The sequence below is a fragment of the Curtobacterium sp. 'Ferrero' genome (assembly GCF_002412165.1).
Lineage (GTDB): Bacteria > Actinomycetota > Actinomycetes > Actinomycetales > Microbacteriaceae > Curtobacterium.
The window spans coordinates 168,782-193,035 of sequence record NZ_NXIA01000003.1 but is presented as its reverse complement, the minus strand read 5'-3'; the positions used below and the strand labels follow the sequence as shown (position 1 = coordinate 193,035).

Below are 24,254 nucleotides of genomic sequence, written 5' to 3'. Positions count from 1 at the left end.
AGACAGCGCACCGGATCGTTCACCGGCACGCGGACAGCGACGCCACGCCCGAGCCGAGTGAAGCCGGCCCACCGAGGAGTACCACGTGCTCCGGGGCGACGGCGGCGATGTACGCCTCGACTTCCTCCGGAATGCAGTCAGGGTGGACCACGAGAAGAGGCGCGTGCTGCGGACCGGCCAACGGCGTGCCTGATAGGGCGTCAGGGAACTTCGTGCCCACGGTGAGGTAGATCGTGTTCGAGTAACCCGTGTAGCCGAAGGCCCCCCAGCCGACATTCGCGGAGACAGCGTAGCGATCACGGCCGTCGAACCGTCGATCGAACGCATCTCCGGCGACCGCGGCGACGATCGGCTGCGACAACGACACTGGTCCACCGACAGCCGTGACCGAGCGCACGTCCAATTTCTGGCGGAGGGCGGTGCCCGCTTGGTCAGATGAGCGCTTTCCGTCGACGAGAAGGAGCGGTACGCCATCAGAAGCGGCCGCCGCACCGGCGGAGAGCGCGTCCGGAAAGCCGGTCCCGGTCGCGAGGTACGCCTCGTCCGCGCCCGAGGTCGCCCACGTCCGTTCGATGAGCGACCGGCCGACCGCGTAACGGTCCCGCCCGCCCACGACCTGGACGTCGGGCGAGAACGATCGCAGTTGAGCGACAACAGTGGTCGGCACCGAACCGCCGACCACGACGATGTGCTCGGGTTGACGTCGGGAGAGTTCTCGTGCAACAGAGGACGGCACCCCGGACGGGGAGACCAGGAGCAGCGGTGCCTGATCATGGGCGGCTGCGGGTCCGGCGCTCAGAGCGTCCGGGAAGTTCGCTCCGCTGGCGACGTAGACGGTGCCCCGAATGCCCGGGACCCGCGAAGCGACCGCGGCAGACACCTCGTAGCGGTCGCTTCCACTGATCCGGGTCACATCCCGATGGGGGAGCGACAGATTGAATGTGTGCTCCTCGGTCGTTTGCCCGGAGCTGACGGTTACCGGCGTCGCCGCGGATTGGTCCGTGACCGTGCCGTGGTCCGACCAGTACGAGGACGCCCAGAGACCATGCTGCGTACTGAGCCGGAGCACGTAACGGCCCGGCGGCAGCAGGCTGATCCGCCATGAGCTGGAGGTCGCGTCGATCGCGGTGCCGTTCTCGAGGACAGGGGCTCCTCCTCTGTCGTCGAGCCGCCATGCGGCAACGTATCCGGTCATGCCTCGGTTGAAGCCGCCGGGCGGGAACCGGTATGACCCCGCGATGCGTCCGGGTCGGATGCTCCGGAAGCCCGTGACGGCGATGTGGTCACCTGCCGCCACCGTGACCGTCCCAGCGTCGCGCATCGACACCGCAGACGGGTACCAGGTGCTCGCGACCGACTGCTGCTCGGAGTCCAGGTCGCGGACCGCCAACCGGTACCTTCCCGCCGGCACCGCCAGGTCGAAGCCATCACCGTGCTGCTCGGCAGAAGCGACCTCGACGCCGCCACCGTCGACGGCCGAGACACGGACGTGCGGCTGGGGCGCTTCGCTGTCCGCTGCAGCGACGGTTCCCGTGAGATGACCCGCTAGATCACCTGCGTGGGCTCCGAGCGGAAACGAGACGATGCCGAGAGCCGGCACGAGAGCGAGGGCTGCGACGAGGACCTGCCGCCGACGGGAGAGCTGCACGCGTGGAGCGTACGACGCCCGTGGGACCCCTGGCCACTCCCCGTTCGGGTCCATGGAGGGGTTCGACCGCCGTGTCGATCCGTGCCAGGCTCGGACCGTGGAAGCGCATGCACCCGTCGTCGTCGCCGTGGCCCGTGACGGGGGTCACCACTTCAGCAAGCCGCTCGTCGACGAGGTCGTCCTCGTCGCCGGGTGGGGCGTCGAGGGAGACGCCCACGCCGGCACCACTGTGCAGCACCGGTCACGCGTCGCCCGGGACCCCTCGCAGCCGAACCTCCGGCAGGTGCACCTGCTGCACGCCGAGCTGTTCGACGAGGTCGCCGGCGCCGGGTTCTCGGTCAGCCCCGGGGACATGGGCGAGAACGTGACGACGCGCGGGGTCGACCTGCTCGGCCTGCCGACCGGGACGGTCCTGCACCTCGGGGAGTCGGCGAGCGTGCAGGTCACCGGCCTCCGCAACCCGTGCCAGCAGATCAACGGGTTCGAGCCGGGGCTGCTCAAGGCCGTGCTCGGACGGGCCGAGGACGGCGCCGTCGAGCGGAAGGGCGGCGTGATGTCCGTCGTGCTGACCGGCGGGACCGTCCGACCGGGCGACGCCGTGCGGGTCGAGCTGCCCGAGGGCGAGCCGGAGCCGCTGCAGCCCGTGTAGGGCGCGCGCGCGTCCGGCCCGGGCGGTCGCCCCCGCCCGGGCACGGCACACGAAACACGCGCGTTGCGACGTCCCGCGCGTCGATCGACACGTGCCTTGTCGGAACGCGCGCGTTTCCTCGACCTCCGGCTGGCACAGTGGAGCCGTGCAGCACCACGGAACCGTCGTCATCGCCGGCTGCGGCGACCTGGGGACCGAGGCCGGTCTCCGCTTCGCCGCGCGCGGCCACCACGTCATCGGCCTGCGCCGTCGGGGCGAGCTCGTGCCGGCTCCGCTCGAGGGCCGGAGCACCGATCTCCGGACGGACGTGCCGACGATCCCCGCCGACGCGGCCGTGGTGGTCGTCGCGACGGCGGCGGGCAGCCGGGACGTCGACGAGTACCGGGCGACCTACGTCGACGGACTGCGGAACGTGCTCGACGGGATCGACGCGTCCGGTGCTCGGCCCCGCGTCGTCGTGGTGTCGTCCACCGCGGTGTACGACGTGGACGACGGGGGCGAGGTCACCGAGGACACCCCGGCACGCGGCGGGACCCCGACCGCCGCGGTGCTCGTCGAGGCCGAGGAGCTGCTCCGACGACGAGCCCCCGGTGCCGTGCTGCTGCGGCTGTCCGGCGTGTACGGGCCCGGTCGCGAGCGGCTGATCGACCAGGTGCGTTCCGGGAGCGCCCGCCTCGCGCCCGGGACCTCCCCGCACACGAACCGCATCCACCGGGACGACGCGGCCGAGGCACTCGTGCACCTCGCGACGATCCCCGACCCTGCTCCGACCTACCTCGGCACCGACGACGAGCCGGCGCGACTGGACGACGTGCTCCGGTTCCTCGCCCGCGAGCTCGGGGTCGACGAACCGCCGCGCGGGGACGGCGATGCACGCCAGGCGGGCGGCGACAAGCGGCTGTCGAACACCCTGTTGCGCTCGACCGGCTGGGCGCCGCGGTACCCGACCTTCCGCGAGGGCTACCGGGCCGTCCTGGCCGGCGAGGGCGCGCGGCACGCCTGACCCACCCGGCGGGCTGCCGGTGCGCGGGGCGCGCTGACGACGCGCACGGCGTCGGCAGCGTGCGTCGTCGGCGCGCGTCGGCAGCGCGGCGGCGCCTCGGGCGTCAGCTCGCGACGGGCCCGGTGCTCTCGCGGACCACCACCGGGGGGTCGACCGTGTCGAGCGCCAACGGCTGCGCCCCGGTCAGGAGTGCCTGGAGCTGCGCGAGACCGTGCCGACCGAGTTCGGCGAAGTCCTGCCGGGCGGTGGTGAGGGCGGGCAGGAACATCGCCGCCAGCGGGTGGTCGTCGAAGCCGGCGACGCTGACGTCCTCCGGTACCCGTTTGCCGGCGTCGTGCAGCCCCCGGATCAGGCCCATCGCGGTCTCGTCGTTCCCGCAGAACACGGCGGTCACGTCGGGTTCGGCGGCGAGGTCCCGGCCGATCTCGCGGGCGGTGGCCGGGTCCCAGGACACGTCGCGGACCGGAGGGACGTCGACCCCGGCCTCGAGCAGTGCGCGGCGCCAACCCGAGGTGCGCCCGTCCTCCTTGCCGGACGGCGGCACGCGGACGTGGTGGACGGTGCGGTGGCCGAGCCCGAGCAGGTGCCGGGTGAGCGCTGCGGCAGCGTGCGACTCGTCGAGCACCGCCTGTGGGACGCCGCTCTCCGGGACACCCGACAGCGCCACGACGGGGACGTGCTGCTGGAGTGCGGCGAGCGCGGCGACGCCGGGCGGGTCGAACTTCAGCACGACGACTCCCGCCGGGGACTGGCGGAGCACGGCGTCGGTCGCAGCGGTGACGTCGTCGGGCTCGGCGGTCTCGACCACGACGATGAAGCTGAGGTACCCGTTGGCCCGAGCGGCTTCCTCGACGCCGCGGATCGCCTCGGCGTACCCGTAGCGTGACGTGTTGCCCGTCACGATGCCGATCACGTTCGACCGCTTGGACGCGAGGGTCTGCGCAGCGGCGCTCGGCCGGTAGCCGAGGCTCGCGATCGCGTCGAGCACGCGCCGTCGTTTGTCGTCACTGACCCGTGCGGCGCCGGTGATGACGCGCGACACCGTCGGGACCGAGACACCGGCGACGCGGGCGACGTCGCTGATCGTCACCGTCTTCTCGCGTCGCGTCACCATGGTGGCCTCAGCGTACGGCCTGCTCGTGAGGGAGCTCACTTGACCGCTCCGCTGGTGATGCCGGCGATGATCTTCCGCTGCATCACCACGAAGGTGACCAGGAGCGGCAGGCTCATCAGGATGATGTAGGCGAAGATCAGGTGCCAGTTCTGCAGGTAGAGCCCACTCGAGGCGACCTGGTAGAGGTTCAGCGGCAGGGTGTCGAGTCGGCCGCCGACGACGAAGAGTGCGTAGAAGACGTCGTTCCAGATGTACAGGCAGATGAGGATCGTCGCGGTCGCGAGGGTCGGGCCGAGCAGCGGCAGGATGATCCGGACGAACACCCGCACGGGCCCGGCGCCGTCGACCCGGGCGGCTTCCTCGAGTTCGGCGGGGATCGTCCTGACGAACCCGGTGACGAAGAAGATCACCGTCGACAGGTACATGCCCATGTAGACGCCGACCATCCCGACCGCGGTCCCGGCGAGGCCGAGCTGGCGGAGCAGCAGCACGATCGTCACGACGGCGGGCGGGAGGACGATGCCGCTGATCCCGAGGGCGTAGACGAACGAGGTGAGCCGGCTCTTCCGACGGGCGAGCACCCACGACGCCATCGAACCGAGGACCAGGACGCCGAGGACCGACGGCACCATCACGAGCATGCTGCCGAGGAACGCCGGGACCATCCGTCCCTGCGTGAGCACCGTGCCGAAGTTCTCGAGCAGCTGCCAGTGGCTCGGCAGGGAGAGGTTCGGGTTGAGCGCTTCGGCCTGGTCCTTGCCCGCCGTGACGACCACCATCCAGAACGGCACGCCGAGGAGCGCGACGACGAGCAGGACGACGACGACGGGTTGCAGCCACCGGCTGACGGGGCGACGCCGGCGGGGCTGGCCGGCAGCGGCGGGCGATCGACGGTGGTCGGCGGGCAGCGGCAGTTCGGTGACGGTCATGAGAGCACGTCCTCTCGCTTGCGCAGGAAGTAGATGACGGGGAACGCGAGCAGGGTGACCATGACGAAGAGGGACAGGCTCATCGTCGTGGCCTGGGCGAAGAGGCCCTGACCGAAGGTGCGGAAGATGAAGATGTTGAGCAGCTCGGTGGTGCCGCCGGGCCCGCCCGCCGTGGTCGCCTGCACGATGTCGAACCCGTTCATCGACCCGAGCAGGGCGGTCGCGACGTTGAAGGTGACCGCGGGAGCGAGGAGCGGGAACCGGATCGAACGGAAGGTGCTCCACCATCCGCTGCCGTCGATGCGTGCGGCCTCGAGGACGTCGCCGGGGATCGTCTTCAGTCCGGCGAGGTAGATGAGCATCGACAGCCCCATCCACTTCCACGCGTGGATGACCGCGACGACGAGCAGGGTCCAGGTCGTGCTGCCGAGCCACGCGATCGTGACCTCGTGGCCGAGGACGACGCCGAGGATCGCGTTGAGCCCACCGGCGGGCTTGAGCAGTGCCTGGAAGATGTACCCGACGGCCAGGGCGGACATCACGACCGGGACGAAGAACGCGGTGCGTGCGATGCGGTTGATGCGTGTGTCCGCCTCGAGGACGAGCGCGAGCACCAGGCCGAAGAGGTTCTGGAGGACGGCGACGAGGACGGCGTAGACCAGCGTCGTACGGAGGTCGGCGAGCAGGGTGCCGTTCTGGAACAGCGCGACGAAGTTGTCCCCGCCCACGAACTGGATGTCGCTGTGGAAGCTCGACCAGTTCGTGAAGGCGTAGACGAAGTTGAACAGCGTCGGGATGAAGAAGAAGACGACGAGGACGACGAGTGCCGGGACGAGGAACCACAGCGGGTGGTCCTGCCGCCGGCCGCGGGCGGCCGCGCTCGCGACGGGTGGAGCGGCCGGGGACGGCCGGTGCGGCCGGGTCCGGCGTGGGGTGAGCTGGGCGGTCATGGAGTTCCCTCTGCTTGCGGAGTGCGCTCGTGTCGTGGATGGCTGTCGGACGGGAGGCCCGTGGCGGGGCCGCCACGGGCCTCCCGTCCGTCACCGGGTCGGGCTCAGAAGCCGGTGGCGCCCTGCGCCTTGGCGAGCTGCGCGAACTGTTGCTGCGTCGCCTCGGTGACCTGCTCCGGGGTCTTGGTGCCCTGGATCATGTCGGCGAGGTTGAGGTACAGGTCGGGGTTCGCGATGGCCTCGGCCTGCATCGAGCCCACCGAGTCCGGCACGGCGGCCGCGGCGTCCTTGAGCGCGGTCGGGACGGTGGACGGAGTGGCGACGCCCTTCTCGATCGAGACGGTCGACTGGTCCTTGACGAAGCCGGCGTAGCCCGTGCCCATCCAGTACGACAGGAACTGCCGGGCCGCGGCTTCCTGCTTGTCGTTGCCGGTCGTGAAGGCGACGAGGGCGTTGCTCTGGTCCGGGATGAACGTGCCCGTGTTGCCGGACGGCGAGATCGGGAAGAAGCCGATCTTCTGGTTGAGCTCGTCGGTCTTCGCCAGCGTCTGCAGCTGGTTGAAGAACGAGTTCACCTGGATCACCATGCCGGCGTCACCGGCGAGGAGCGCCTTGCCCTGGTCCTCGAAGGTCGCGGTCTTGATGTCGCTGTTGAACAGCCCCTGCTTGATCAGGTCGTCGTAGTTGTCGACGGCCTTCTGGACCGTGGCGTCGGTGAACTTCTCCTTGCCGGTGTTGATCTGCTTCCACAGGCCGTCCTTCGCGGCGTCGGCGAGCTGGACCTGCACCCACCACTGGGTGGCCCACTTGTCGCCGCCCATCTCGAAGAACGGCGTGACGCCCTTGCTCTTGAGGGTCTTCGCGTCGGCGAGGAACTCGTCCCAGTCCTTCGGCGTCGAGGTGATCCCGGCCTTCGCGAACACCTCCTTGTTGTAGTAGACGCCCTCGACGGCGGGTGTGCTGACGAGTGCGGCGTACCGGGTGCCGTCGAGCTTGCCGGTGATGTCGGCGAGGTTCGCGGTGTACTTCGACGTCCACGGGGCTCCGGTCAGGGGCTGCAGGTTCTGCTTCGCGTTGAGCGAGGTGAGCTCGGAGGCGGTGGGCTGCCAGAACGCGAGGTCGGGCTTGTCGCCCGTGGCGACCTTGGTCTGGACGCCCTGCTCGTAGGGGTCGGGGATGGTGACGACCTTCACGGTCGCGCCGGTGGCCTTCTCGAACCCGCTGATGACGGAGTCGGCGGTCTTGTTCGAGTTCTGCGCGGCCCAGATCGTGAGCGTGGTGCCCTTGAGGTCGGCGGTCTGCGACGGCCAGGTCACCGAGCCGGAGCCCGTGGTCGAGCCGGATCCCGGGTCGCTGCAGCCGGTGAGGAGTGCAGCGGCCACGGCGGCGACGGCGACGGCGCCCTTCCATGCGTGCTTCATGTCAGTCCTTGGAGTGTGTGTGAGGGTCGGGTGGGGGTGGTGCTGGTGTTGTCAGGTGCGGTCCTCGTCCGACGGCGCCGTCGGGACGAGGGTGAAGGTCCGGGCCGTCGGGGGTGTGACGGTGGAGCGGACCGACAGGGTGCCGGTACCGGCGTCCCACTGCGTCTGCCACTCGGGCAGGTCGCGCGGGAAGATCGTTGCCACGTCGAGCGCGCGTCCGGCGAGCTCGGGGAAGCGCAGTTCGACGTCGGCGCTGCCGCGACCGCGGTCCCAGACGGACACGACGGTCCGGTCCGGAGCGTGTCGCGCGACGGAGACCCAGCGGTCGTCCCAGGCCGGGAGGCCCGTGGGCCAGGCGGGCGTGGAGGTCGCGAGGTCGCGGCGCAGGTCGCGGGCGACGACGACGGCTTGGCGGACCAGGGCGCGTTGCGCGTCCCCCATGCGGTCGAGGTGACCGGAGAGGTACAGCCGCCCGCTCAGTCCCGTCACCAGGGTGAAGGCGTTCAGTTCGTCGCTCAGGTCGGGCTGCGGGTACGCCCAGTTCGCCGCCTGCTCCGGGAGCACGGAGAGCGGCGCCGCAGCGGCGATCGGCGGGTACCGGAGGGCGTCCTGCTGGTCCGATGTCGACTGCAGCTGCGTGCGTGCGAGCATCGCCGGGTCCATCCGCATCGCTCCGGAGGCGCAGTTCTCGAGCACGAGCGCGGGGTGGCGGTGGTGCACCCCCTCGAGCCAGGCGAGGTGCGCGCGGTTGTGGTCGAGCAGGCCGGCGCCGACACTGTCCGCGTCGCGGTCCGTCCCGGGTCCGCCGTCGATGTTGTAGTCGAGCTTCAGGAAGCCGACGCCGAAGTCCCGCACGAGTCGGTCGACCACCTCGTCGAGGTGTGCCCGCGCCGCCGGGTGGCGGAGGTCGAGGTGGAACCGCCCGTGCTCCTCGACCCGGGTGCCGTGTCGCTGCAGGAAGGCGTCGTCGGGCAGGGTCGCGGCGACCGGGCTGCCGATCCCGACCACCTCCGGTTCGAGCCAGAGGCCCGGGGTCATGCCGGCGGCACGGATGGCGTCCGTGACCTCCGAGAGGCCGCCGGGGAACCGGGTCGTGGACGGCGTCCACGCTCCGACGCTGTCCCACCAGTCCGGCTCGTCCGAGTACCACCCGGCGTCGATGCAGAAGGTGTCGGCACCCACCTCGGCGGCTGCGGCGACGAGGGGCAGCAGCTTCTCGGTGCTCGGGTCGCCGTCGAGGGTGTTCATGTAGTCGTTGAAGACGATCGTGGGCAGCGCGTCGTCGGGGTGCGGGTCCCGCCGTGCGCGCCGAGCCGTGGTGAGTGCGGCGACGGAGTCGGTGAGGTCGCGCCCGAGCGCCACCGTCACGGGGACGGTCTCGAACGACTCCCCCGGCTCGAGTCGCTCGGACCACTGGTGGTCGCGGTCGGTCGGGCCGGAGAGGGCGAAGTAGCAGTCGCCGACGTGCTCGCCGACCTCCCACCGCCACGGTCCGTTGTGCTCGACCTGCCAGGTCCACGCGATCCCGGCGCGGGGCGCGACGAGCCCGGCGACCGGGAGCGCCCCGCCGGTGGACCACGTGCCGTTCGCCGTCCGGACGACGCCGGAGCGCGGGGTGTGCCCGGTGAGCTCCTGACCGAGCTCGGGGAGCAGGTCGGCGCGCAACGGTCGGGTGCTCCACCGCCCCTCGCCCAGCCAGTCACTCGCCCCCTCGACGAGCTGCCAGTCGGCGGCCCCGAGCGCGCGGCCTCCCACCTCGTGCCCGAGCGCGCTGGCCCAGCTGGTGATCGCCGTGAGGACGATCGGCTGCCGCCCGTCGTTCCGGACGGCGACGCGGGAGCGGACGGCGCCGGCCGTCGCCTGGAGCGTCAGCTGCACGTCGAGCGCGGTGTACCGCTCGTCGTCGGTGCCCAGCACGACGACGAGCTGGTCGCCGACCTCGGAGTGGGTGCGGTACCGGAGTGCCGCTCCCAGAGCGGTCTGCACCAGCCGGTCGACGGCCAACGTGTGCCCGTGGCCGACAGCGAGGACCTCGACGAGCGGGACCGCCGCGTCGGTGCAGGCCTGCACGTGGTCGGCGCCGAAGCCGGCGAGGCCGAACGGACGGTCCGGCCCGTGCTCGAACGCCAGGTGCAGTCCGGGTGTCCGCCAGTCGATGCGTGGCAACGTCGCCTCCTCGTCAGCGAGGTCCTCGACGACCTCCGCTCGATGATGATAGCGGTTTCAAGCAACGGCGCAAGACTGCTCTTGAAATCGCTATCGCGGCCTCCGTGCTGATTTTGTAGTTGAGAGGAGGGTTGCTGAAACCGATATCACGAACTACGGTCACCGCAGGTCCGAACGGGCCGTCCGTACGAAGGAGTACACCTGTGACACGACCAAGTCGTTCTCGGCGCCGCTGCGCCGTCCCGCTGCTGTCCATCGTGACCGCGGCCGCGATGAGCGTCGTCGGCCTCGCGCCGACCGCCCACGCCGCCACGACCGACCACCTCGCGGTGGCGTTCGACCAGACCACCGGCGCCGTCCGCGGCGGAGCCGGGGGCACACTGTACGGGCTCGGCGACCCGGGCAACCCGACGCAGGCGCTGATCGATGGAGCGCACATCACGAACACGTCGCAGAAGCCGCCGGGGGGCGCGCAGCACCCGACGGGCGACGCGCTGCGGGTGGAGCCGTCGTTCTTCGCCGGTGCCGGTCAGGACGAGTACGTCTACATGCAGGACCAGTACCCGGACTTCCCGTACAACGGCGGCAAGCGCCCCGGTGATGCGAACAACGACGGTGTCTGGGACTACCTGCCGATCGTCAAGCAGGAGGCGGAGACGATCGCGACGCAGTCGGCTCACCCGAAGCAGTACGTCTTCATCCCGTTCAACGAGCCGGACCTCGACTGGTACACGAACTGGTCGAACGACAAGGCGCAGTTCCTGTCCGACTGGTCCGCCGTGTACACGACGATCCAGCAGGTCTGGACCGCGCACGGTCTCGGACACGCTCGGATCGGGGCGATGGGCGACGGGTCCTTCCACTCGGACCGCACCACCGACTTCCTGACCTACGCCAAGGCGCAGGGACAGCTGCCGGACGTCACGATCTGGCACGAGCTGAACCCGGGCAGCCTGGCGAACTTCCGCGGGAACACGTCCACCTACCGCGGCATCCTGTCGAAGCTCGGTCTGCCCTCGATCCCGGTCGACATCACCGAGTACGGCAACCCGCGGGACATGGGCGTCCCCGGCCAGCTCGTCCAGTGGATCTCGATGTTCGAGGACCAGAAGGTCGACGCCCAGACCGCGTACTGGAACTACGCCGGGAACCTCAACGACAACTCCTCACGCACGAACAGCGCCAACGGTGCCTGGTGGCTGTACAAGTGGTACGGCGACCTGACGGGCACCACCGCGACGGTGACCCCGCCGCAGGCGAACACCACCGACACGCTGCAGGGCGTCGCATCGATCGACACGACCGCGAAGAAGGCCACCGTGCTGCTCGGCGGCGGTTCGAACGACGTGTCCGTCGACCTGTCGGGCCTGAGCAGCAGCGTCTTCGGCACCTCCGTCGACGTCACCGTCCGCGCAGACCGCCTGAACGGCAAGGAGGGGCTCTCGCAGCAGCCGCCCGTCATCGTCTCGCAACGCGCGACGGTGACGAACGGTGCCCTGAGCGTCACCGTCCCGAACTCCGACCGGTACGCCGCGTACCAGGTCGAGGTCACCCCGGTCCGGGCGAACCGGCCGGCGGTCGACACGTCGACGGTCAGCACCGTCGAGGCGGAGAACACCACCCTCTCCGACGCCACCATCTACACACAGGACCCCGCGTCCGTCAACGGCATGGCCTCCGGCGGCAAGGACGTCGGCGGGTTCAGCAAGGCCGACAGCGCCGCGACCTGGACGGTGAACGCGCCCACCGCCGGGACCTACCGGTTGACGGTCCTCGGTGGTGCGAACGCGCAGCCGGGCCAGCACGCGTTGTTCGTCGACAACACCTTCAACCAGCTCGTGAAGTACTCCGCCGACCAGAGCTGGACCTACCGGGGAACGGCGTCGGTGCTCGTGCAGCTCTCCGCCGGGTCGCACACGTTCTCCCTCCGCGCGAGCAAGGACGGCACCACCGTCCTGCCCGGGGCGGACATCACGCTCGACCGCTTCACGGTGCAGAACGTCACGAACGGTGACACGGACACCTACCCGGCCGTCGACGCCCGGCTCGCCGGCGGGGCGACGATGACCTACGGGTCCGGCACGTCCGCGGCGAACGGTGGCGCGTCCCTCTCCGGCACCGCCTCCGCGACGTTCTTCGTGTCGGCGCTCGAGTCCGGCTACCAGGACGTGAGCATCGATTCGGTGACCACCGGCGCGTCCGCCCTGACCCTGGCCGTCGGCGGACGATCGGTGCCCCTCGGTTCGGTGAGCGGCGCGGGCAGCTGGCGCACCACCGTGCGGCTCTGGCTGCCGCAGGGCATCTCGGAGTTCCGTGTCGGCTCCCCGAACGGTGCGACCGTCACCGGCGTCACGACGGTCCGTGGGGCGACACAGCGCGCTGCGGACACCGCGGCCGCGGACGCCGTGCGGGTCGAGGGCGAGTCCCTCACGCTCGCCGGCGCCGCGAAGGCCGTGAGCCTGCCCGCCTCGACCGGTTCGAACGGCGACGCCGATGCGAACGGTGTCGTCACCGAGCTCGGCTACCTCGGGAACGGTGCGGCCAACACCGCGACCCTGACGCGGCCGAGTGCGCTCGGTGCCGGCGCGTACGTCCTGACCGTGTCGGCGGCGAACGCCGAACAGACCTCGAACCTCAACTACAACCCGCAGGTCGTGAACCGGTTCCTGGACGTCTCCGAGGCGGGCGGCAGCACCGCGCGGGGCACGTTCCGCAACGGGTACTCGTGGAACAGCTTCTGGGACACGAGCATCCCGCTCGACCTGACGACGACGAACGGCGCGCTGACCCTCGGCAACGCGACCGCGTACGCGCCGGACATCGACGTCGTGACGCTCGCGAAGCTGGTCGCGGGGAGCGCGACCACCTCCGCGCGGTAGGACCACGGCGGCGGCGCGCATCGGGACGCGCCGCCGTCGTGTCCGAGACGGACGGGAGGCCCGTGGCGCCGTCGCCACGGGCCTCCCGTCCGTCTGTCGGTCGCGTCAGCGACGCTCAGTGCTCGTCGTAGTGGTCCTCGTGACGAGCGTGACGGTGACCGTCGTGCACGAAGTCGACGTGGTCGCCGTGCTCGACGGTCTCGTGCTCGCCACCGTCGTGCTCGTGGTCGTGCTCCGCGACGTCGTGCTCAGCGACGCGGTGCTCGGCGTCGTCGGCTGCGGGGGTGGGGGTGTTGTCGGTCATGATTCCTCCTGAGATCGGTTCTCATCAAGGAGCCTACGACGCAGTCCCCACCTTGTCCGGCGGCTGTGCCGTCGCTCAGTGGAAGCGGTGGTCCTGGATCGTCATCCGCGGCCCGAACGACGGCTTCCGGAACCCTGAGCCCCCGATGAGCCGCACGACGCGCTCCCGGTGCCCCCGGTACGGCTCGAGCAGCTCGAGCATCCCGTCGTCGTCGACCGGCCCTCCCGTCAGCGCCCACCCCACGAGAGCCGGCACGTGGTAGTCCCCGACACTCGGCGAGTCCGGGTCGCCGTGCGCCCGCTGCGCCGTCTCGGCAGCCGTCCACCGCCCGATGCCCGGCACGGACCGCAGCCGCTCGGCGACGACCGGACCCCCGCGACCGAGCGCGAGCGTCCGTTCGAGCGCCGGCGCGACCCGCACCGCGCGCATCACCGTGGCGGAGCGCCCGGGCTCGATGCCGGCCCGGTGCCACTCCCAGCTCGGGATCGCCGCCCAGCCCGCCACGGTCGGCTGCACCCACATGTCGGCGGGCGCCGGACCGGGAGCGGGCGTGCCGAAGCGCCGCAGCAGGTACCGCCAGGCACGCCACGCCTGTCGCGAGGTCACCTTCTGCTCCATGATCGCCGGCACGAGGGCGGCGAAGACCGCGTTCGTGCGGAGGAGTCGCAACCCGGGCTGGCGGTGGCGGGCGTCGGCGAGGAACCGGTGGTCGGAGACGTCGAGGTCGGACCAGTCGTCGCCGCGGCCGAGCATCTCGGGCGCGTGCGTCACCGCCCACTCGGCACCGTCGCCCCACGCCGACACCGCGACGGCGTCCGTGCCTGCGCGCCGCACGAGCACCGAGGCCGCCCCGAGCGGCGTGCGCAGGGCGAGCCACGTGTCGGCTCCGACCACGCGGAAGGCGGGATCGCCGGAGCCGCGCTGCAGCGGCCGGAGCGTCGCGCGGACGTCGAGTGCCCCCGTCGGTCGGTAGACCGTGTCGACGCGCGCGACCGCTCGCTCGACGTCACCGGCGGCGGAGGCGGGCGCGGCGAGGGACACCCCAGGATGGTAATGCGGAACCACCGTCAGTCATGATGGGCGTGTCCCACTGCATCCCGACGACGGAGTTCCCCATGCGCATCGGCATCCTCACCTCCGGGGGCGACTGCCCCGGCCTGAACGCGGTCATCCGCGCGATCGTCCTGAAGGGCATCGCGATCTACGGACACGACTTCGTGGGCTTCCGTGACGGCTGGCGCGGCGTGGTCGACGGCGACATCGTCCCGCTCGGACGCAAGGACATCCAGGGCATCGCGAAGCAGGGCGGCACGATCCTCGGCACCAGCCGGACGAACCCGTTCGAGGGTGAGAACGGCGGCGTCGAGAACATCGAGAAGATGCTCGAACGGCACGGCATCGACGCCATCGTGGCGATCGGCGGCGAGGGCACGCTCGCGGCGGCGAAGCGGCTCACGGACGCCGGGCTGAAGATCGTCGGCGTCCCGAAGACCGTCGACAACGACCTCGGTGCGACGGACTACACGTTCGGCTTCGACACCGCCGTAGCGATCGCGACCGAGGCCATGGACCGCCTCCGCACCACGGGTGAGTCGCACTCGCGCTGCATGGTCGCCGAGGTGATGGGTCGGCACGTCGGGTGGATCGCCCTGCACTCCGGCATGGCCGCCGGTGCGCACGCCATCCTCATCCCCGAGCAGAAGACGAGCATGGAGCAGATCGCGAAGTGGGTGCGCGCCGCCTACGACCGCGGCCGTGCACCGCTCGTGGTGGTCGCCGAGGGGTTCGTGCCGGACCACGAGGACACCGCGCACACCGAGCGTGGGCTCGACGCGTTCGGCCGACCCCGCCTCGGCGGGATCGGCGAGCGGCTGGCGCCCCTCATCGAGGAGATGACCGGCATCGAGACACGCGCCACGACCCTCGGCCACATCCAGCGCGGCGGCACGCCGACGGCGTACGACCGGGTGCTGTCGACCCGGCTCGGGCTCGCGGCGATCGACTCGGTGGTCGAGGAGCGCTGGGGCCGGATGGTGGCGCTCCGCGGGACGGAGATCGAGCACGTCTCGTTCGAGGAGGCACTCGGCGAGCTCAAGACCGTGCCGCAGGAGCGGTACGACGAGGCCGCCATCATGTTCGGCTGAGCGCCGCGCGGCACCGGCCTGGAGGCACGGTGTAGCGTCCGGTACGTGACCCGCGCCGTCCTCGTCTCCAGTTCCGCACCGCCCGCCGTCACGGACGTCGACCTCCCCGACCCCGCCGAGGGCGAGGTGCTCGTCGACGTCACGTACTCGAGCGTCAACTACAAGGACGGGCTCGCGCTCGCCCGGAGCCCGGGGGTGGCACGCGTCGACCCGCTCGTGCCCGGGATCGACGTCGTCGGCACGGTGTCGGCGCTCGGCCCCGGGGTGCACGAGGTCGCGATCGGTGACCGGGTCACACTGAACGGCGCCGGACTCGGCGAGACCCGGCACGGCGGGTGGGCCGCGCACACGGTCGTGCCCGCTGCCGCGCTGGTGGTGCTCCCCGACGCCGTGCCGGACGACTTCGCCGCGGCCGTCGGGACGGCCGGGTTCACGGCGCAGCTCAGCGTGCTGGCGCTCGAGCGGTCCGTCGCCCCCGACGACGGCCCGGTGCTGGTGACCGGGGCGTCCGGCGGCGTCGGCACCGTGGCGATCGCGCTGCTCGCGGCCCGCGGCTACTCCGTGACGGCGTCGACCGGGCGTCCGGGGAACGCGGACTCGCTCCGGCGGCTCGGGGCGTCCGAGATCGTCGACCGGTCGACCCTCGCCGAGCTCGGCAAGCCGCTGCAGCGTGCGGTGTGGGCGGGTGCCGTCGACAGTGTCGGCGGCGCGACGCTCGCGAACGTCCTCGCCGCGACACGCTGGGGCGGCGCCGTGACCGCGTGCGGCCTCGCCCAGGACTCGGCGCTCCCGACCTCGGTGATGCCGTTCATCCTGCGGGCGGTGTCGCTGCTCGGGATCAACTCGGTCGACGCGCCCGCAGCCCTCCGGCAGCAGGCGTGGGACCGGCTGGCGACCGACCTCGACCCGGCGCTCCTGGCCGACGTGACGCGGACGGTCGGGCTCGAGGAGGCGATCGAGGTCGGCGCGCAGGTCGTGGCCGGAGCGGTGCACGGACGGACGGTCGTCGACGTCCGCCACGGGTGATCCAGGTGCATTTCACAAACGTTTGCGCATTGACACGCTAGGATTTGAGTGCAGTACACGGACACCCAACCTGAGGAGCAACGATGCCGGTCCCGAAGTCATCCGTCGAGAACTCGCCGCGGAAGCTCCTGCGGGACGTCGTCCTCGAGAAGATGCTCGCCGCCATCCAGGACGGCACCCTCCAGGCCGGCGAGCGCCTGAACGACGACGAACTCGTCGCATGGCTCGGTGTCAGTCGCACGCCGATCCGTGAAGCCATCGCGAAGCTGGTCGACTACGGCCTGGTCGAGATGGAGGCGAACCGGTACACCCGCGTCGCGACCCCGACTGCCGAGCAGTTCGACGACGCACTGCAGGTGCTGTTCGGGTTCACGGAGCTCGCCGCTCGTTGGGCGGTCCCGAACCTGACCGACGCCGAGGTCGACGAGGTCAACGCCATCCTCGAGCGGATCCGCGGTTTCGCCGAGTCCGAGGACCAGCGGGTGAGCACCGAGATCACCGCCTTCGTCACGTACCTCGTCCAGCACTCCGAGAACGCGCTCTTCACGACGTTCTTCAACAGCCTGGCACCCCGCGTGCAGTTCCTCGCGTTGGCATCGCCCGAGATCGTGTTCTGGGACCTGAAGAACAGCGTCGACCCGCTGCGCGCCGCCATCGAGGACCGGGACGGCGAGGCTGCGAGTGCGGCCCTGCGCTCACTGGCGCGGGTGTCCGACCACCACCTCCGCTCGATGCGCGCTGCGCGCTGAGCGCCCCGGGCGTGGCCGAGCTGATCGTCGCCTCGGGTCTCCGGGTCACCCGCTCCGGTCGTGACCTGCTGCACGACGTCGACCTCACCGTCCGGCGCGGCGAGCACTGGGCGCTCCTCGGTCCGAACGGCGCCGGGAAGTCGACGCTGCTCGCGGTGCTCGGGGCGACCGGCCACCCCACGGCAGGGCGCGTCGAACTGCTCGGGCGGCGGCTCGGTCGCGTCGACGTCCGGGAGCTCCGCGAACGCATCGGGCACGTCGATCCGCGCCACCGGATGCTCTCGCCGTTGACGGTGCTCGAGACCGTGCTCACCGGCGTGACCGGCACGACCGACCTCATGATGCGGTGGACGCCGACCGAGGAGCAGGTCGCTGACGCCGAGCAGCACATCGCCGACGTCGGCCTCGCCGCGCGCCGGGATGCCCGCTGGCCCGTGCTGTCGCAGGGCGAACGCGGACGGACCCTCATCGCCCGGGCGTTGATGGCGCGGCCGGAGCTGCTCCTGCTCGACGAACCCGCCACCGGACTCGACGTCGCCGCCCGCGAGCACCTGCTCGAGACCGTCGACGCCCTCCGACAGCGGCACCCCGACCTCGGCAGCGTGATGGTGACGCACCACCTCGAGGACCTGCCCGTCTCCACGTCGCACGCGATGCTGCTGCGCGACGGCGCCGTGGTGGCGCAGGGCACGGCGGACGAGGTCATCACGTCGTCGGCGGTCTCGCACGCCTTCGACTTCCCGCTCGCGGTGGTGCGCTCGGAGGGCCGCTGGCACGCGAGGCGCGCGGCGTAGGCGACCCGCGCCTCCCGTCCGACCGTCGCGGAACCAGGTTCCGCGGGGGGGGTGAGCGGGGCTACGCGGTCGCGGCGGCCGCCGCTCGCGCCGCGGCCGGAAGCGCGTCGAGCACCCGCCCGACGGCCCGGTCGTCGTGCGCCGCAGTGACGAACCACGCCTCGAACACGCTCGGCGGCAGGGTCACGCCCTGGTCGAGCATGCTGTGGAAGAACGGCGCGTACCGGAACGTCTCCTGCGCGCGGACGTCGTCGTAGTTCCGCGGCACGGTCTCGGTGAACGCGAACGAGAACAGGTTGCCCGCGTGCTGCACGGTGTGCGCGACCCCGGCGGCCGAGAGCGCCTCGCTCGTGGCGGTCGCGATCGTCGTCGCGGTCCGGTCGAGGTGCGCGTAGACCTCGGGCGTCGCCGCACGGAGCGTCGCGATGCCCGCGGCGACGGCGAGCGGGTTCCCGGACAGGGTGCCCGCCTGGTAGACCGGGCCGAGCGGGGCGAGGAAGTCCATGACCTCGCGACGCCCGCCGAGCGCGGCGAGGGGCATCCCACCGCCGATGACCTTGCCGAAGGTGACGAGGTCGGGCTTCCACCCTGCACCGTCCGGCACCGTGTTCGACGCTTCGAGGCCCCACCAGCCGGCCGGGCCGACACGGAAGCCGGTGAGGACCTCGTCCACGATGAGGAGCGCCCCGTTCGCGGCCGTGATCTGCGACAGCGCGCGGTTGAACCCGCGCTCGGGGGCGAGCACGCCCATGTTGGCGGCGGCCGCCTCGACGATCACCGCCGCGATCCGCTCCGAGTGCTCCTCGAACGCCCGGCGGACGGCGTCGAGGTCGTTGTACGGCAGCACGAGGGTCTGCGCGGCGGTCTCGGCGGTGATGCCGGCGGACCCCGGGAGCGCGAGCGTCGCGACGCCCGAACCGGCCTCGGCGAGCAGCGAGTCGGAGTGCCCGTGGTAGTGCCCGGCGAACTTCACCAGGAGGTCACGGCCGGTGTAGCCGCGGGCGAGACGGATCGCCGTCATCGTCGCCTCGGTGCCGGTGGACACCATGCGGAGCTTCTCGATCGGGCCGTCGCCGTCCACCGAGACCCGCTGCTTGACCAGTTCGGCGAGCTCGGTCTCCCCCGGCGTCGACGCACCGAACGACAGTCCGCGCGACGCCGCCTGCTGCACGGCCTCGACTGTGCCCGGGTGCGCGTGCCCGAGGATCGCCGGCCCCCACGACGCGACGAGGTCGACGTACTCGCGGCCCTCGGCGTCGGTGACGTACGCGCCCTTCGCGGCGGTCAGGAAGCGGGGCGTGCCGCCGACCGACCCGTACGCACGGACCGGCGAGTTCACCCCGCCGGGGATGCTGTTCTTCGCGCGGCCGAAGAGCTGGTCGTTCGTCGTCGTGGTGGTCATTCGGGGGCCTTCCCGGTCGAGGCGACGCCGGACACCGCCGCGGTGCTGCCGGACGTGCGCAGGCCGGCCTCCTGGTTGAGCTTCCGGGCGATGTCGACCGCGAAGTAGGTGAGGATCGCGTCGGCGCCGGCGCGCTTGATGCTGACGAGGGCCTCCATCGCGGCGGCGTCCCGGTCGATCCAGCCGTTCTGGGCGGCGGCGGTGATCATCGCGTACTCGCCGCTGATCTGGTAGGCCCACACCGGCACCTCGGACACGTCGGCGGTCCGGGCGAGCACGTCGAGGTAGCTCATCGCGGGCTTCACCATGACGATGTCGGCGCCCTCCTCGATGTCGAGCAGCACCTCGCGCAGGCCCTGGCGGCCGTCGGCGGCGTCGATCTGGTACGTCCGACGATCCCCGACGAGCGACGACGCGACCGCCTCGCGGAACGGGCCGTAGAACGCGCTGGCGTACTTCGCGGAGTAGGCGAGCAGAGCGGTGCCGCTGTGGCCGGCCGTGTCGAGGGCATCGCGCGCGGCGGCGATCTGGCCGTCCATCATCCCGCTCATGCACACCAGTTCGGCACCGGCCTCGGCCTGCGCGACGGCCATGTCGCGGTAGCGGAGCAGGGTGGCGTCGTTGTCGACCGATCCGTCCGCCGCGAGGACGCCGCAGTGCCCGTGGTCGGTGAACTCGTCGAGGCACAGGTCGGACTGCACGACGAGGGCGTCACCCACTTCTTCTCGGGCGACACGGATCGCCACGTTGAGGATGCCGTCCGGGTCGGTGGCTCCGGAGCCGGTGGCGTCCTTGGACGTCGGCACGCCGAACAGGTTGACGCCGCCGATCCCCTGCTCCGCCGCCTCGACGAGCGCGCGCCGGAACGAGTCGAGCGAGTACTGCGACACCCCGGGCATGCTCGTGATCGGCACGGTCTCGGTCGCGCCCTCGCGGATGAACATCGGCAGCACGAGCTCCGCGGGGTGCAGACGCGTCTCGGCGACGAGACGGCGCATGGCCGGGGTGGCGCGCAGTCGGCGGGGGCGGACCTGGGGGAACTGTCCGGTCACGATGACCTTCCTGATCGGGGTGCTTCTGGTGCTTCGGTGGGGAGTGTCTCGACGACGGCGTCGAGGAGGGCTTCGGCGGAGCGGCTGCGTCCGATGACGTGGACCGGGAGTCCGGCCTCGCGCGCGGCTTCGGCGGTCGCGGGGCCGATGCAGGCGATGCGCGTGTGGGGGTCGAGCGGGGTCATCCGTCGGGCGACCTGCGAGGCGACGCTGCCGCTCGTGACGAGCACCACGTCGGGCGCCCGGTCGAGGTGGACCGGCTCGTCACCGGTCCCCACGGTACGGTACGCGACCACGTCCTCGACGTCGATCCCGGCGGCGCGGAGCCCGTCCACGACGGTGGCCGCGGCGATTTCGGAGCGCGGGAAGAGGACGTGCCCGCTGGTGACCGGGAACTCCGCGACGAGTCCGGCGCCGGACTCGTCCTCCGGCACGAGGTCGACCGGCCACCCGGTATTGCGGGCGACGCGCGCGGTCGCCTCGCCGACGCACGCCACGTGGACCCCGGCCGGGAGGCCCGCCATGCGTCCGGCGACGGCGCGGACGGCCGTCGCACTGGTCACCACGAGCCAGGGGGCATCAGCCCCCCGCCCGTCGGGTCGGGCCGCGGCCGCGGGACGCGCGCCGCTCGTGCCCGGGCTGCGCCCGTCAGGCGCAGGCGTGTCCGTGGGAGCCGCGCCGTGCCTCCCGGCCGCTGCCGCGAGGCGGTCGAGGGCCGCGTCGAGCGCTGCCGGATCCTCCGGCGGGGCGTCGACGATCAACGGGACCACGACCGGGTCGAGGCCGCGCGCACGCGCCGCCTCGGCCACCCGGTCGCCCCACGCGCCTCCGCGCGGGACGAGGACGAGCGGCCGCCGTGCCTCGTCCCCGGCGGGAGCGGTCATGGTCGTCGTCAGTCCGTGCCGGCCGTCGGTGCCCCGGACCCGGCATCGTCGGTCGGCTGCGCGGCGGCGGGCGTCGCGAGCCCCGGCCCGGCGGAGTGCTCACCGTCGCTCGGAGCATCCGCCACGGAGGACGCGAGGTCCGCGAGCTCGGCCGCACCGTTCTCGAGGAGTTCGGCAGCGACCCGACGGCCCACGTCGAGCGCCTCGTCCAGACGCTCCTGCGCGGAGCCGTCCAGGTGCGCGGCGTGCGAGGCCGTGCGGTACTCGGAGCCGTCGGGACGGTACACCGTCGCGCTGACGAGCAGCAGCTCGGCGTCCACCACGGCGGTCGCACCGATCGGCGCGGAGCACCCCGCCTCGAGCTTCGCCAGGACCTCGCGCTCGGCCGTCACCGTGAGGCGCGTCGGCGCGTGGTCGAGCTTCCTGAGCGCGGCGAGCAGGTTCCGGTCCGACTCGTCCGACCGGATCTCGACCGCCAGGGCACCCTGACCCGGGGCGCTCGGCCAGAAGCCGAGGTCGAGCAGCTCGGTCGCGGCGTCCAGCCGGTCGATCCGTCCGAGTCCGGCGGCCGCGAGCACGACGGCGTCGAGGTCGTCGTCGACCCGACCGAGCCGGGTGTCGATGTTCCCGCGGATGTCCACGACGTCGAGGTCCGGACGCTGCGCCCTGAGCTGTGCGACGCGGCGGGGCGAACCCGTGCCGACCTTCGCGCCCTCGGGCAGGGTGTCGACCGTCGCGCCGTTCCGCGCAACGAGGACGTCTCGGGCGTCGGCACGCTTCGGCACCGCGGCGATCGTGAGGCCCGGGTACGGCGCCGTCGGGAGGTCCTTGAGCGAGTGCACGAGGACGTCGACCTCGCCGGCGACGAGGGCCTCGCGCAGCGCACTGGCGAAGACCCCGGTGCCGCCGAGGCTCGCGAGCGAGGCGCGGTTCGTGTCGCCCTCGCTCGTCACCTCGACGAGCTCGACGGGTCGGCCGGACGCCTTCGCGAGCCGGTCGGCGACGTCCTGCGACTGCGACATCGCGAGCCGGCTGGCGCGGGTGCCGAGCCGGATCGGAGCCGGGCCGGTCTGCTCGCTCACGGTGCCAGACCTGCGGCGGCGGGCTTGAACCCGGCGCGCACGTTCTCACAGCACCCGGGTCGGCACACGTCGTACCAGGGGCCCAGGTCGGTCTCGTGCGGACGCTCGCTCGTCGGGACGCCGTTCACGCGCTCGAGGACGAGGTCGACCAGACCCGCGACGTAGGCCGGGTCGACGCCCGGGGTCTGCGTGCGGAGCGACCAGAAGCCGAGCTCCTGGGCGGTCTCGGTCGCCTCTTCGTCGAGGTCCCACATGACCTCCATGTGGTCGCTGACGAAGCCGAGCGGGACGATGAGCACGGCGCGCGTCGGGCCGCCCGCGAGCTCCTCGTTCATGTAGTCGTTGATGTCCGGCTCGAGCCACGGCTGCGACGGGGGCCCCGAACGCGACTGGTACACGAGCTTCCACGGCGGCGTGCTCGTCCCGCGCAGCGCGGCGTGCTCGGGCTGTTCGAGCAGCTCTGCCCACGCCTGGTCGAGCACCACTTGGGCGACCGCGAGGTGCTGCGCCTCGTACGCGCCGTGCTCGTCGAACCCGCGGAAGTCCGGGCCGGAGCGGGCGGCGTCGGCGGACGGGATCGAGTGGGTCGAGAACAGGACGTGCAGCTCGGTCGCGAGGTCGAGCCCCTCGTTCTCCGCGATCGCCTTCGCCAGGCCGTCACGGACGCCGTCGACGAACGGGCGGACAAAGCCCGGGTGGTCGAAGAACTGCCGCACCTTGTCGATCTTCACGGTGTCGATCAGCCCCGTGGCGTCGAGGACACGGGCGTAGTCCTCGCGGTACTGCCGGCAGCTCGAGAACGACGAGTAGGCGCTCGTGGCGATCGCGATCAGGTTCGTGAGCCCGCGCTCGGCGGCCTCCTTCACGGCGTCCTCGAGGTACGGGTCCCAGTTGCGGTTGCCCCAGAGCACGGGCAGGTCGATGCCGCGCTGCGCGAGCTCGGCCTCGAGCGCCGCCTTGAGTGCACGGTTCTGCGCGTTGATCGGGCTCACACCGCCGAAGTGGCGGTAGTGGTGCGCGACCTCCTCGAGGCGCTCGTCCGGGATGCCACGCCCGCGGGTGACGTTGCGGAGGAACGGGATGACGTCGTCCTGGCCCTCGGGTCCACCGAACCCGGCGAGCAGGATCGCGTCGTACTGCGTCGGGACCTCGACGTGCTCGGGACCGTCGACGGCCGCGGGCGTCGCGGCGAGGACCGCACCGTGTCCGTTCGTGATGTGGCTGGTGTCGGTCACGACAGCACCTCCGGGAGCTCGGCGGTCGTCACCCGACGACCGGTGTAGAACGGCACCTCTTCGCGCACGTGCATGCGGGCCTCGGTGTACCGCAGGTCGCGCATGAGGTCGACGAGGTCCACCAGGTCCGGGCTCTCGAGCGGCAGGATCCACTCGTAGTCGCTCAGCGCGAAGGTGGCGATGGTGTTCGTCAGGACGCGCGTGTACTTCGCGCCGGCGATCCCGTGGTCGCGGAGCATCTTCGAGCGCTCCTCCTCGGGCAGCAGGTACCACTCGTAGGAGCGGACGAACGGGTAGACCGTGATCCACGCCTCCGGCTCCTTGCCGCGCAGGAAGGCGGGGGTGTGCCGCTTGTTGAACTCGGCCTCCCGGTGCATCGCCATGGCGTGCCAGACCGGCTCGGCATCACGGAACAGCGTGGTCCGGCGGACCTCGCGCAGGACGGCCTGGATCGCCTGGGCGTCGTCGCCGTGCAGCCAGATCATGACGTCGGCGTCGGCCCGGAAGCCGGAGACGTCGTAGAAGCCGCGGATGGTGACCCCGCGCTCGGCCCCGGCGGACACGACCGCGTCGAGCTCGGACACGGCGTCGTCGCCCCCGCGCGCCACGGCGCCGGTCGGACGACGGAACACGGCCCAGAGCGCGTACGCCGTGAGGAGGTTGGGGTCGATCCCGCCCGGCGTGGTCTCGTGCGCTCCGGTGGCGTGCGCTGCCGTGTCGGGCGCTGCGGTCCGGTGCTGCTCAGCGTCGCCGTGCGCGGGCTCGGTGGAACTCATGGGGTCCATGGTGGTGGAGTCGCCGTCCTATCGGTTGCCAGGGATGA

At 71.8% G+C, this 24,254-nt stretch carries 21 protein-coding genes; 7 read left to right on the top strand and 14 right to left on the bottom strand.

Annotated features, from left to right (window positions below; all coding sequences use genetic code 11):
• Positions 1-19: 19 nt before the first annotated feature.
• Positions 20-1,648: a cell wall-binding repeat-containing protein gene (locus Csp2054_RS04910; protein ID WP_176491562.1), complete on the bottom strand. Its 1,629-nt coding sequence runs from the start codon at positions 1,646-1,648 to the stop codon at positions 20-22.
• Positions 1,649-1,745: 97 nt separating this feature from the next.
• On the opposite strand from Csp2054_RS04910, the gene Csp2054_RS04905 reads away from it, so the two are divergent.
• Positions 1,746-2,297, top strand: a complete 552-nt coding sequence (locus Csp2054_RS04905) for an MOSC domain-containing protein (protein WP_096898266.1) — start codon at positions 1,746-1,748, stop codon at positions 2,295-2,297.
• 145 nt (positions 2,298-2,442) lie between these two features.
• Positions 2,443-3,300 carry an NAD-dependent epimerase/dehydratase family protein gene (locus tag Csp2054_RS04900; protein ID WP_096898185.1) on the top strand — a complete coding sequence of 286 codons (858 nt, stop codon included), beginning with the start codon at positions 2,443-2,445 and terminating at the stop codon, positions 3,298-3,300.
• Positions 3,301-3,403: 103 nt separating this feature from the next.
• Here Csp2054_RS04900 and Csp2054_RS04895 read toward each other — a convergent pair whose 3' ends face one another.
• The 5 genes from Csp2054_RS04895 to Csp2054_RS04875 all read right to left on the bottom strand — a co-directional run bounded on the left by Csp2054_RS04895 (position 3,404) and on the right by Csp2054_RS04875 (position 9,880).
• Positions 3,404-4,414 carry a LacI family DNA-binding transcriptional regulator gene (locus tag Csp2054_RS04895; protein WP_096898184.1) on the bottom strand — a complete coding sequence of 337 codons (1,011 nt, stop codon included), beginning with the start codon at positions 4,412-4,414 and terminating at the stop codon, positions 3,404-3,406.
• Positions 4,415-4,449: 35 nt separating this feature from the next.
• On the bottom strand, positions 4,450-5,343 hold the full coding sequence (locus Csp2054_RS04890; protein ID WP_096898183.1) for a carbohydrate ABC transporter permease: 894 nt from the start codon (positions 5,341-5,343) through the stop codon (positions 4,450-4,452).
• Positions 5,340-6,293, bottom strand: coding sequence for a carbohydrate ABC transporter permease (locus Csp2054_RS04885; RefSeq protein ID WP_096898182.1), 954 nt, complete (start codon positions 6,291-6,293; stop codon positions 5,340-5,342). Before Csp2054_RS04885 ends, Csp2054_RS04890 begins: the two co-directional genes overlap by 4 nt.
• Before the next feature lie 104 nt (positions 6,294-6,397).
• On the bottom strand, positions 6,398-7,714 hold the full coding sequence (locus tag Csp2054_RS04880) for an ABC transporter substrate-binding protein (RefSeq protein ID WP_096898181.1): 1,317 nt from the start codon (positions 7,712-7,714) through the stop codon (positions 6,398-6,400).
• A gap of 51 nt (positions 7,715-7,765) precedes the next feature.
• Positions 7,766-9,880 carry a glycoside hydrolase family 36 protein gene (locus tag Csp2054_RS04875; RefSeq protein WP_096898180.1) on the bottom strand — a complete coding sequence of 705 codons (2,115 nt, stop codon included), beginning with the start codon at positions 9,878-9,880 and terminating at the stop codon, positions 7,766-7,768.
• 203 nt (positions 9,881-10,083) lie between these two features.
• On the opposite strand from Csp2054_RS04875, the gene Csp2054_RS04870 reads away from it, so the two are divergent.
• Positions 10,084-12,759: a CBM35 domain-containing protein gene (locus Csp2054_RS04870; protein ID WP_255252614.1), complete on the top strand. Its 2,676-nt coding sequence runs from the start codon at positions 10,084-10,086 to the stop codon at positions 12,757-12,759.
• 115 nt (positions 12,760-12,874) lie between these two features.
• Here the strand turns inward: Csp2054_RS04870 and Csp2054_RS04865 are convergent, their stop codons facing one another.
• Together Csp2054_RS04865 and Csp2054_RS04860 are read right to left on the bottom strand one after the other, a co-directional pair.
• Positions 12,875-13,063: a zinc transporter permease gene (locus tag Csp2054_RS04865; protein WP_096898179.1), complete on the bottom strand. Its 189-nt coding sequence runs from the start codon at positions 13,061-13,063 to the stop codon at positions 12,875-12,877.
• A 75-nt stretch (positions 13,064-13,138) separates the two neighbouring features.
• The gene (locus Csp2054_RS04860) at positions 13,139-14,104 is read right to left on the bottom strand and encodes a DNA-3-methyladenine glycosylase family protein (protein WP_096898178.1); all 966 of its coding nucleotides are present in this window, start codon (positions 14,102-14,104) and stop codon (positions 13,139-13,141) included.
• A 74-nt stretch (positions 14,105-14,178) separates the two neighbouring features.
• Between Csp2054_RS04860 and Csp2054_RS04855 the strand changes: the two genes are divergently transcribed.
• The 4 genes from Csp2054_RS04855 to Csp2054_RS04840 all read left to right on the top strand — a co-directional run bounded on the left by Csp2054_RS04855 (position 14,179) and on the right by Csp2054_RS04840 (position 17,776).
• The gene (locus tag Csp2054_RS04855; RefSeq protein WP_096898264.1) at positions 14,179-15,207 is read left to right on the top strand and encodes a 6-phosphofructokinase; all 1,029 of its coding nucleotides are present in this window, start codon (positions 14,179-14,181) and stop codon (positions 15,205-15,207) included.
• A gap of 45 nt (positions 15,208-15,252) precedes the next feature.
• Positions 15,253-16,233: an MDR family oxidoreductase gene (locus Csp2054_RS04850; protein WP_096898177.1), complete on the top strand. Its 981-nt coding sequence runs from the start codon at positions 15,253-15,255 to the stop codon at positions 16,231-16,233.
• An 83-nt stretch (positions 16,234-16,316) separates the two neighbouring features.
• Entirely contained in the window at positions 16,317-16,982 is a 666-nt protein-coding gene (locus tag Csp2054_RS04845; RefSeq protein ID WP_096898176.1) for a GntR family transcriptional regulator, read from the top strand.
• An 11-nt stretch (positions 16,983-16,993) separates the two neighbouring features.
• The gene (locus tag Csp2054_RS04840; RefSeq protein WP_096898175.1) at positions 16,994-17,776 is read left to right on the top strand and encodes an ABC transporter ATP-binding protein; all 783 of its coding nucleotides are present in this window, start codon (positions 16,994-16,996) and stop codon (positions 17,774-17,776) included.
• Between the two features lie 61 nt (positions 17,777-17,837).
• Here Csp2054_RS04840 and hemL read toward each other — a convergent pair whose 3' ends face one another.
• The 6 genes from hemL to hemQ are packed head-to-tail and all read right to left on the bottom strand — an operon-like array spanning position 17,838 to position 24,207.
• Complete coding sequence (hemL, locus tag Csp2054_RS04835; RefSeq protein WP_096898174.1) at positions 17,838-19,178, bottom strand: glutamate-1-semialdehyde 2,1-aminomutase; 1,341 nt, start codon at positions 19,176-19,178, stop codon at positions 17,838-17,840.
• Positions 19,175-20,230: a porphobilinogen synthase gene (hemB, locus tag Csp2054_RS04830; RefSeq protein WP_176491561.1), complete on the bottom strand. Its 1,056-nt coding sequence runs from the start codon at positions 20,228-20,230 to the stop codon at positions 19,175-19,177. Before hemB ends, hemL begins: the two co-directional genes overlap by 4 nt.
• Positions 20,227-21,114, bottom strand: a complete 888-nt coding sequence (locus Csp2054_RS04825) for a uroporphyrinogen-III synthase (RefSeq protein ID WP_096898173.1) — start codon at positions 21,112-21,114, stop codon at positions 20,227-20,229. The genes hemB and Csp2054_RS04825 overlap by 4 nt, the downstream gene beginning before the upstream one ends.
• An 8-nt stretch (positions 21,115-21,122) precedes the next feature.
• Positions 21,123-22,196 (bottom strand): hydroxymethylbilane synthase, encoded by a 1,074-nt coding sequence (hemC, locus tag Csp2054_RS04820; RefSeq protein ID WP_096898172.1) that lies wholly within the window; start codon positions 22,194-22,196, stop codon positions 21,123-21,125.
• Positions 22,193-23,431, bottom strand: a complete 1,239-nt coding sequence (locus tag Csp2054_RS04815; RefSeq protein WP_096898171.1) for a ferrochelatase — start codon at positions 23,429-23,431, stop codon at positions 22,193-22,195. The genes hemC and Csp2054_RS04815 overlap by 4 nt, the downstream gene beginning before the upstream one ends.
• On the bottom strand, positions 23,428-24,207 hold the full coding sequence (gene hemQ, locus Csp2054_RS04810; RefSeq protein WP_255252613.1) for a hydrogen peroxide-dependent heme synthase: 780 nt from the start codon (positions 24,205-24,207) through the stop codon (positions 23,428-23,430). Before hemQ ends, Csp2054_RS04815 begins: the two co-directional genes overlap by 4 nt.
• Between the last annotated feature and the right edge of the window lie 47 nt (positions 24,208-24,254).

Excerpts from the sequence above, each read along its gene's own strand:
- Csp2054_RS04895 (WP_096898184.1), bottom strand. The coding sequence starts at position 4,414 with ATGGTGACGCGACGCGAGAAGACGGTGACGATCAGCGACGTCGCCCGC.
- Csp2054_RS04890 (WP_096898183.1), bottom strand. The coding sequence starts at position 5,343 with ATGACCGTCACCGAACTGCCGCTGCCCGCCGACCACCGTCGATCGCCC.
- Csp2054_RS04885 (WP_096898182.1), bottom strand. The coding sequence starts at position 6,293 with ATGACCGCCCAGCTCACCCCACGCCGGACCCGGCCGCACCGGCCGTCC.
- Csp2054_RS04880 (WP_096898181.1), bottom strand. The coding sequence starts at position 7,714 with ATGAAGCACGCATGGAAGGGCGCCGTCGCCGTCGCCGCCGTGGCCGCT.
- Csp2054_RS04865 (WP_096898179.1), bottom strand. The coding sequence starts at position 13,063 with ATGACCGACAACACCCCCACCCCCGCAGCCGACGACGCCGAGCACCGC.
- Csp2054_RS04855 (WP_096898264.1), top strand. The coding sequence starts at position 14,179 with ATGCGCATCGGCATCCTCACCTCCGGGGGCGACTGCCCCGGCCTGAAC.
- Csp2054_RS04845 (WP_096898176.1), top strand. The coding sequence starts at position 16,317 with ATGCCGGTCCCGAAGTCATCCGTCGAGAACTCGCCGCGGAAGCTCCTG.
- hemL (WP_096898174.1), bottom strand. The coding sequence starts at position 19,178 with ATGACCACCACGACGACGAACGACCAGCTCTTCGGCCGCGCGAAGAAC.
- Csp2054_RS04825 (WP_096898173.1), bottom strand. The coding sequence starts at position 21,114 with ATGACCGCTCCCGCCGGGGACGAGGCACGGCGGCCGCTCGTCCTCGTC.
- hemQ (WP_255252613.1), bottom strand. The coding sequence starts at position 24,207 with ATGAGTTCCACCGAGCCCGCGCACGGCGACGCTGAGCAGCACCGGACC.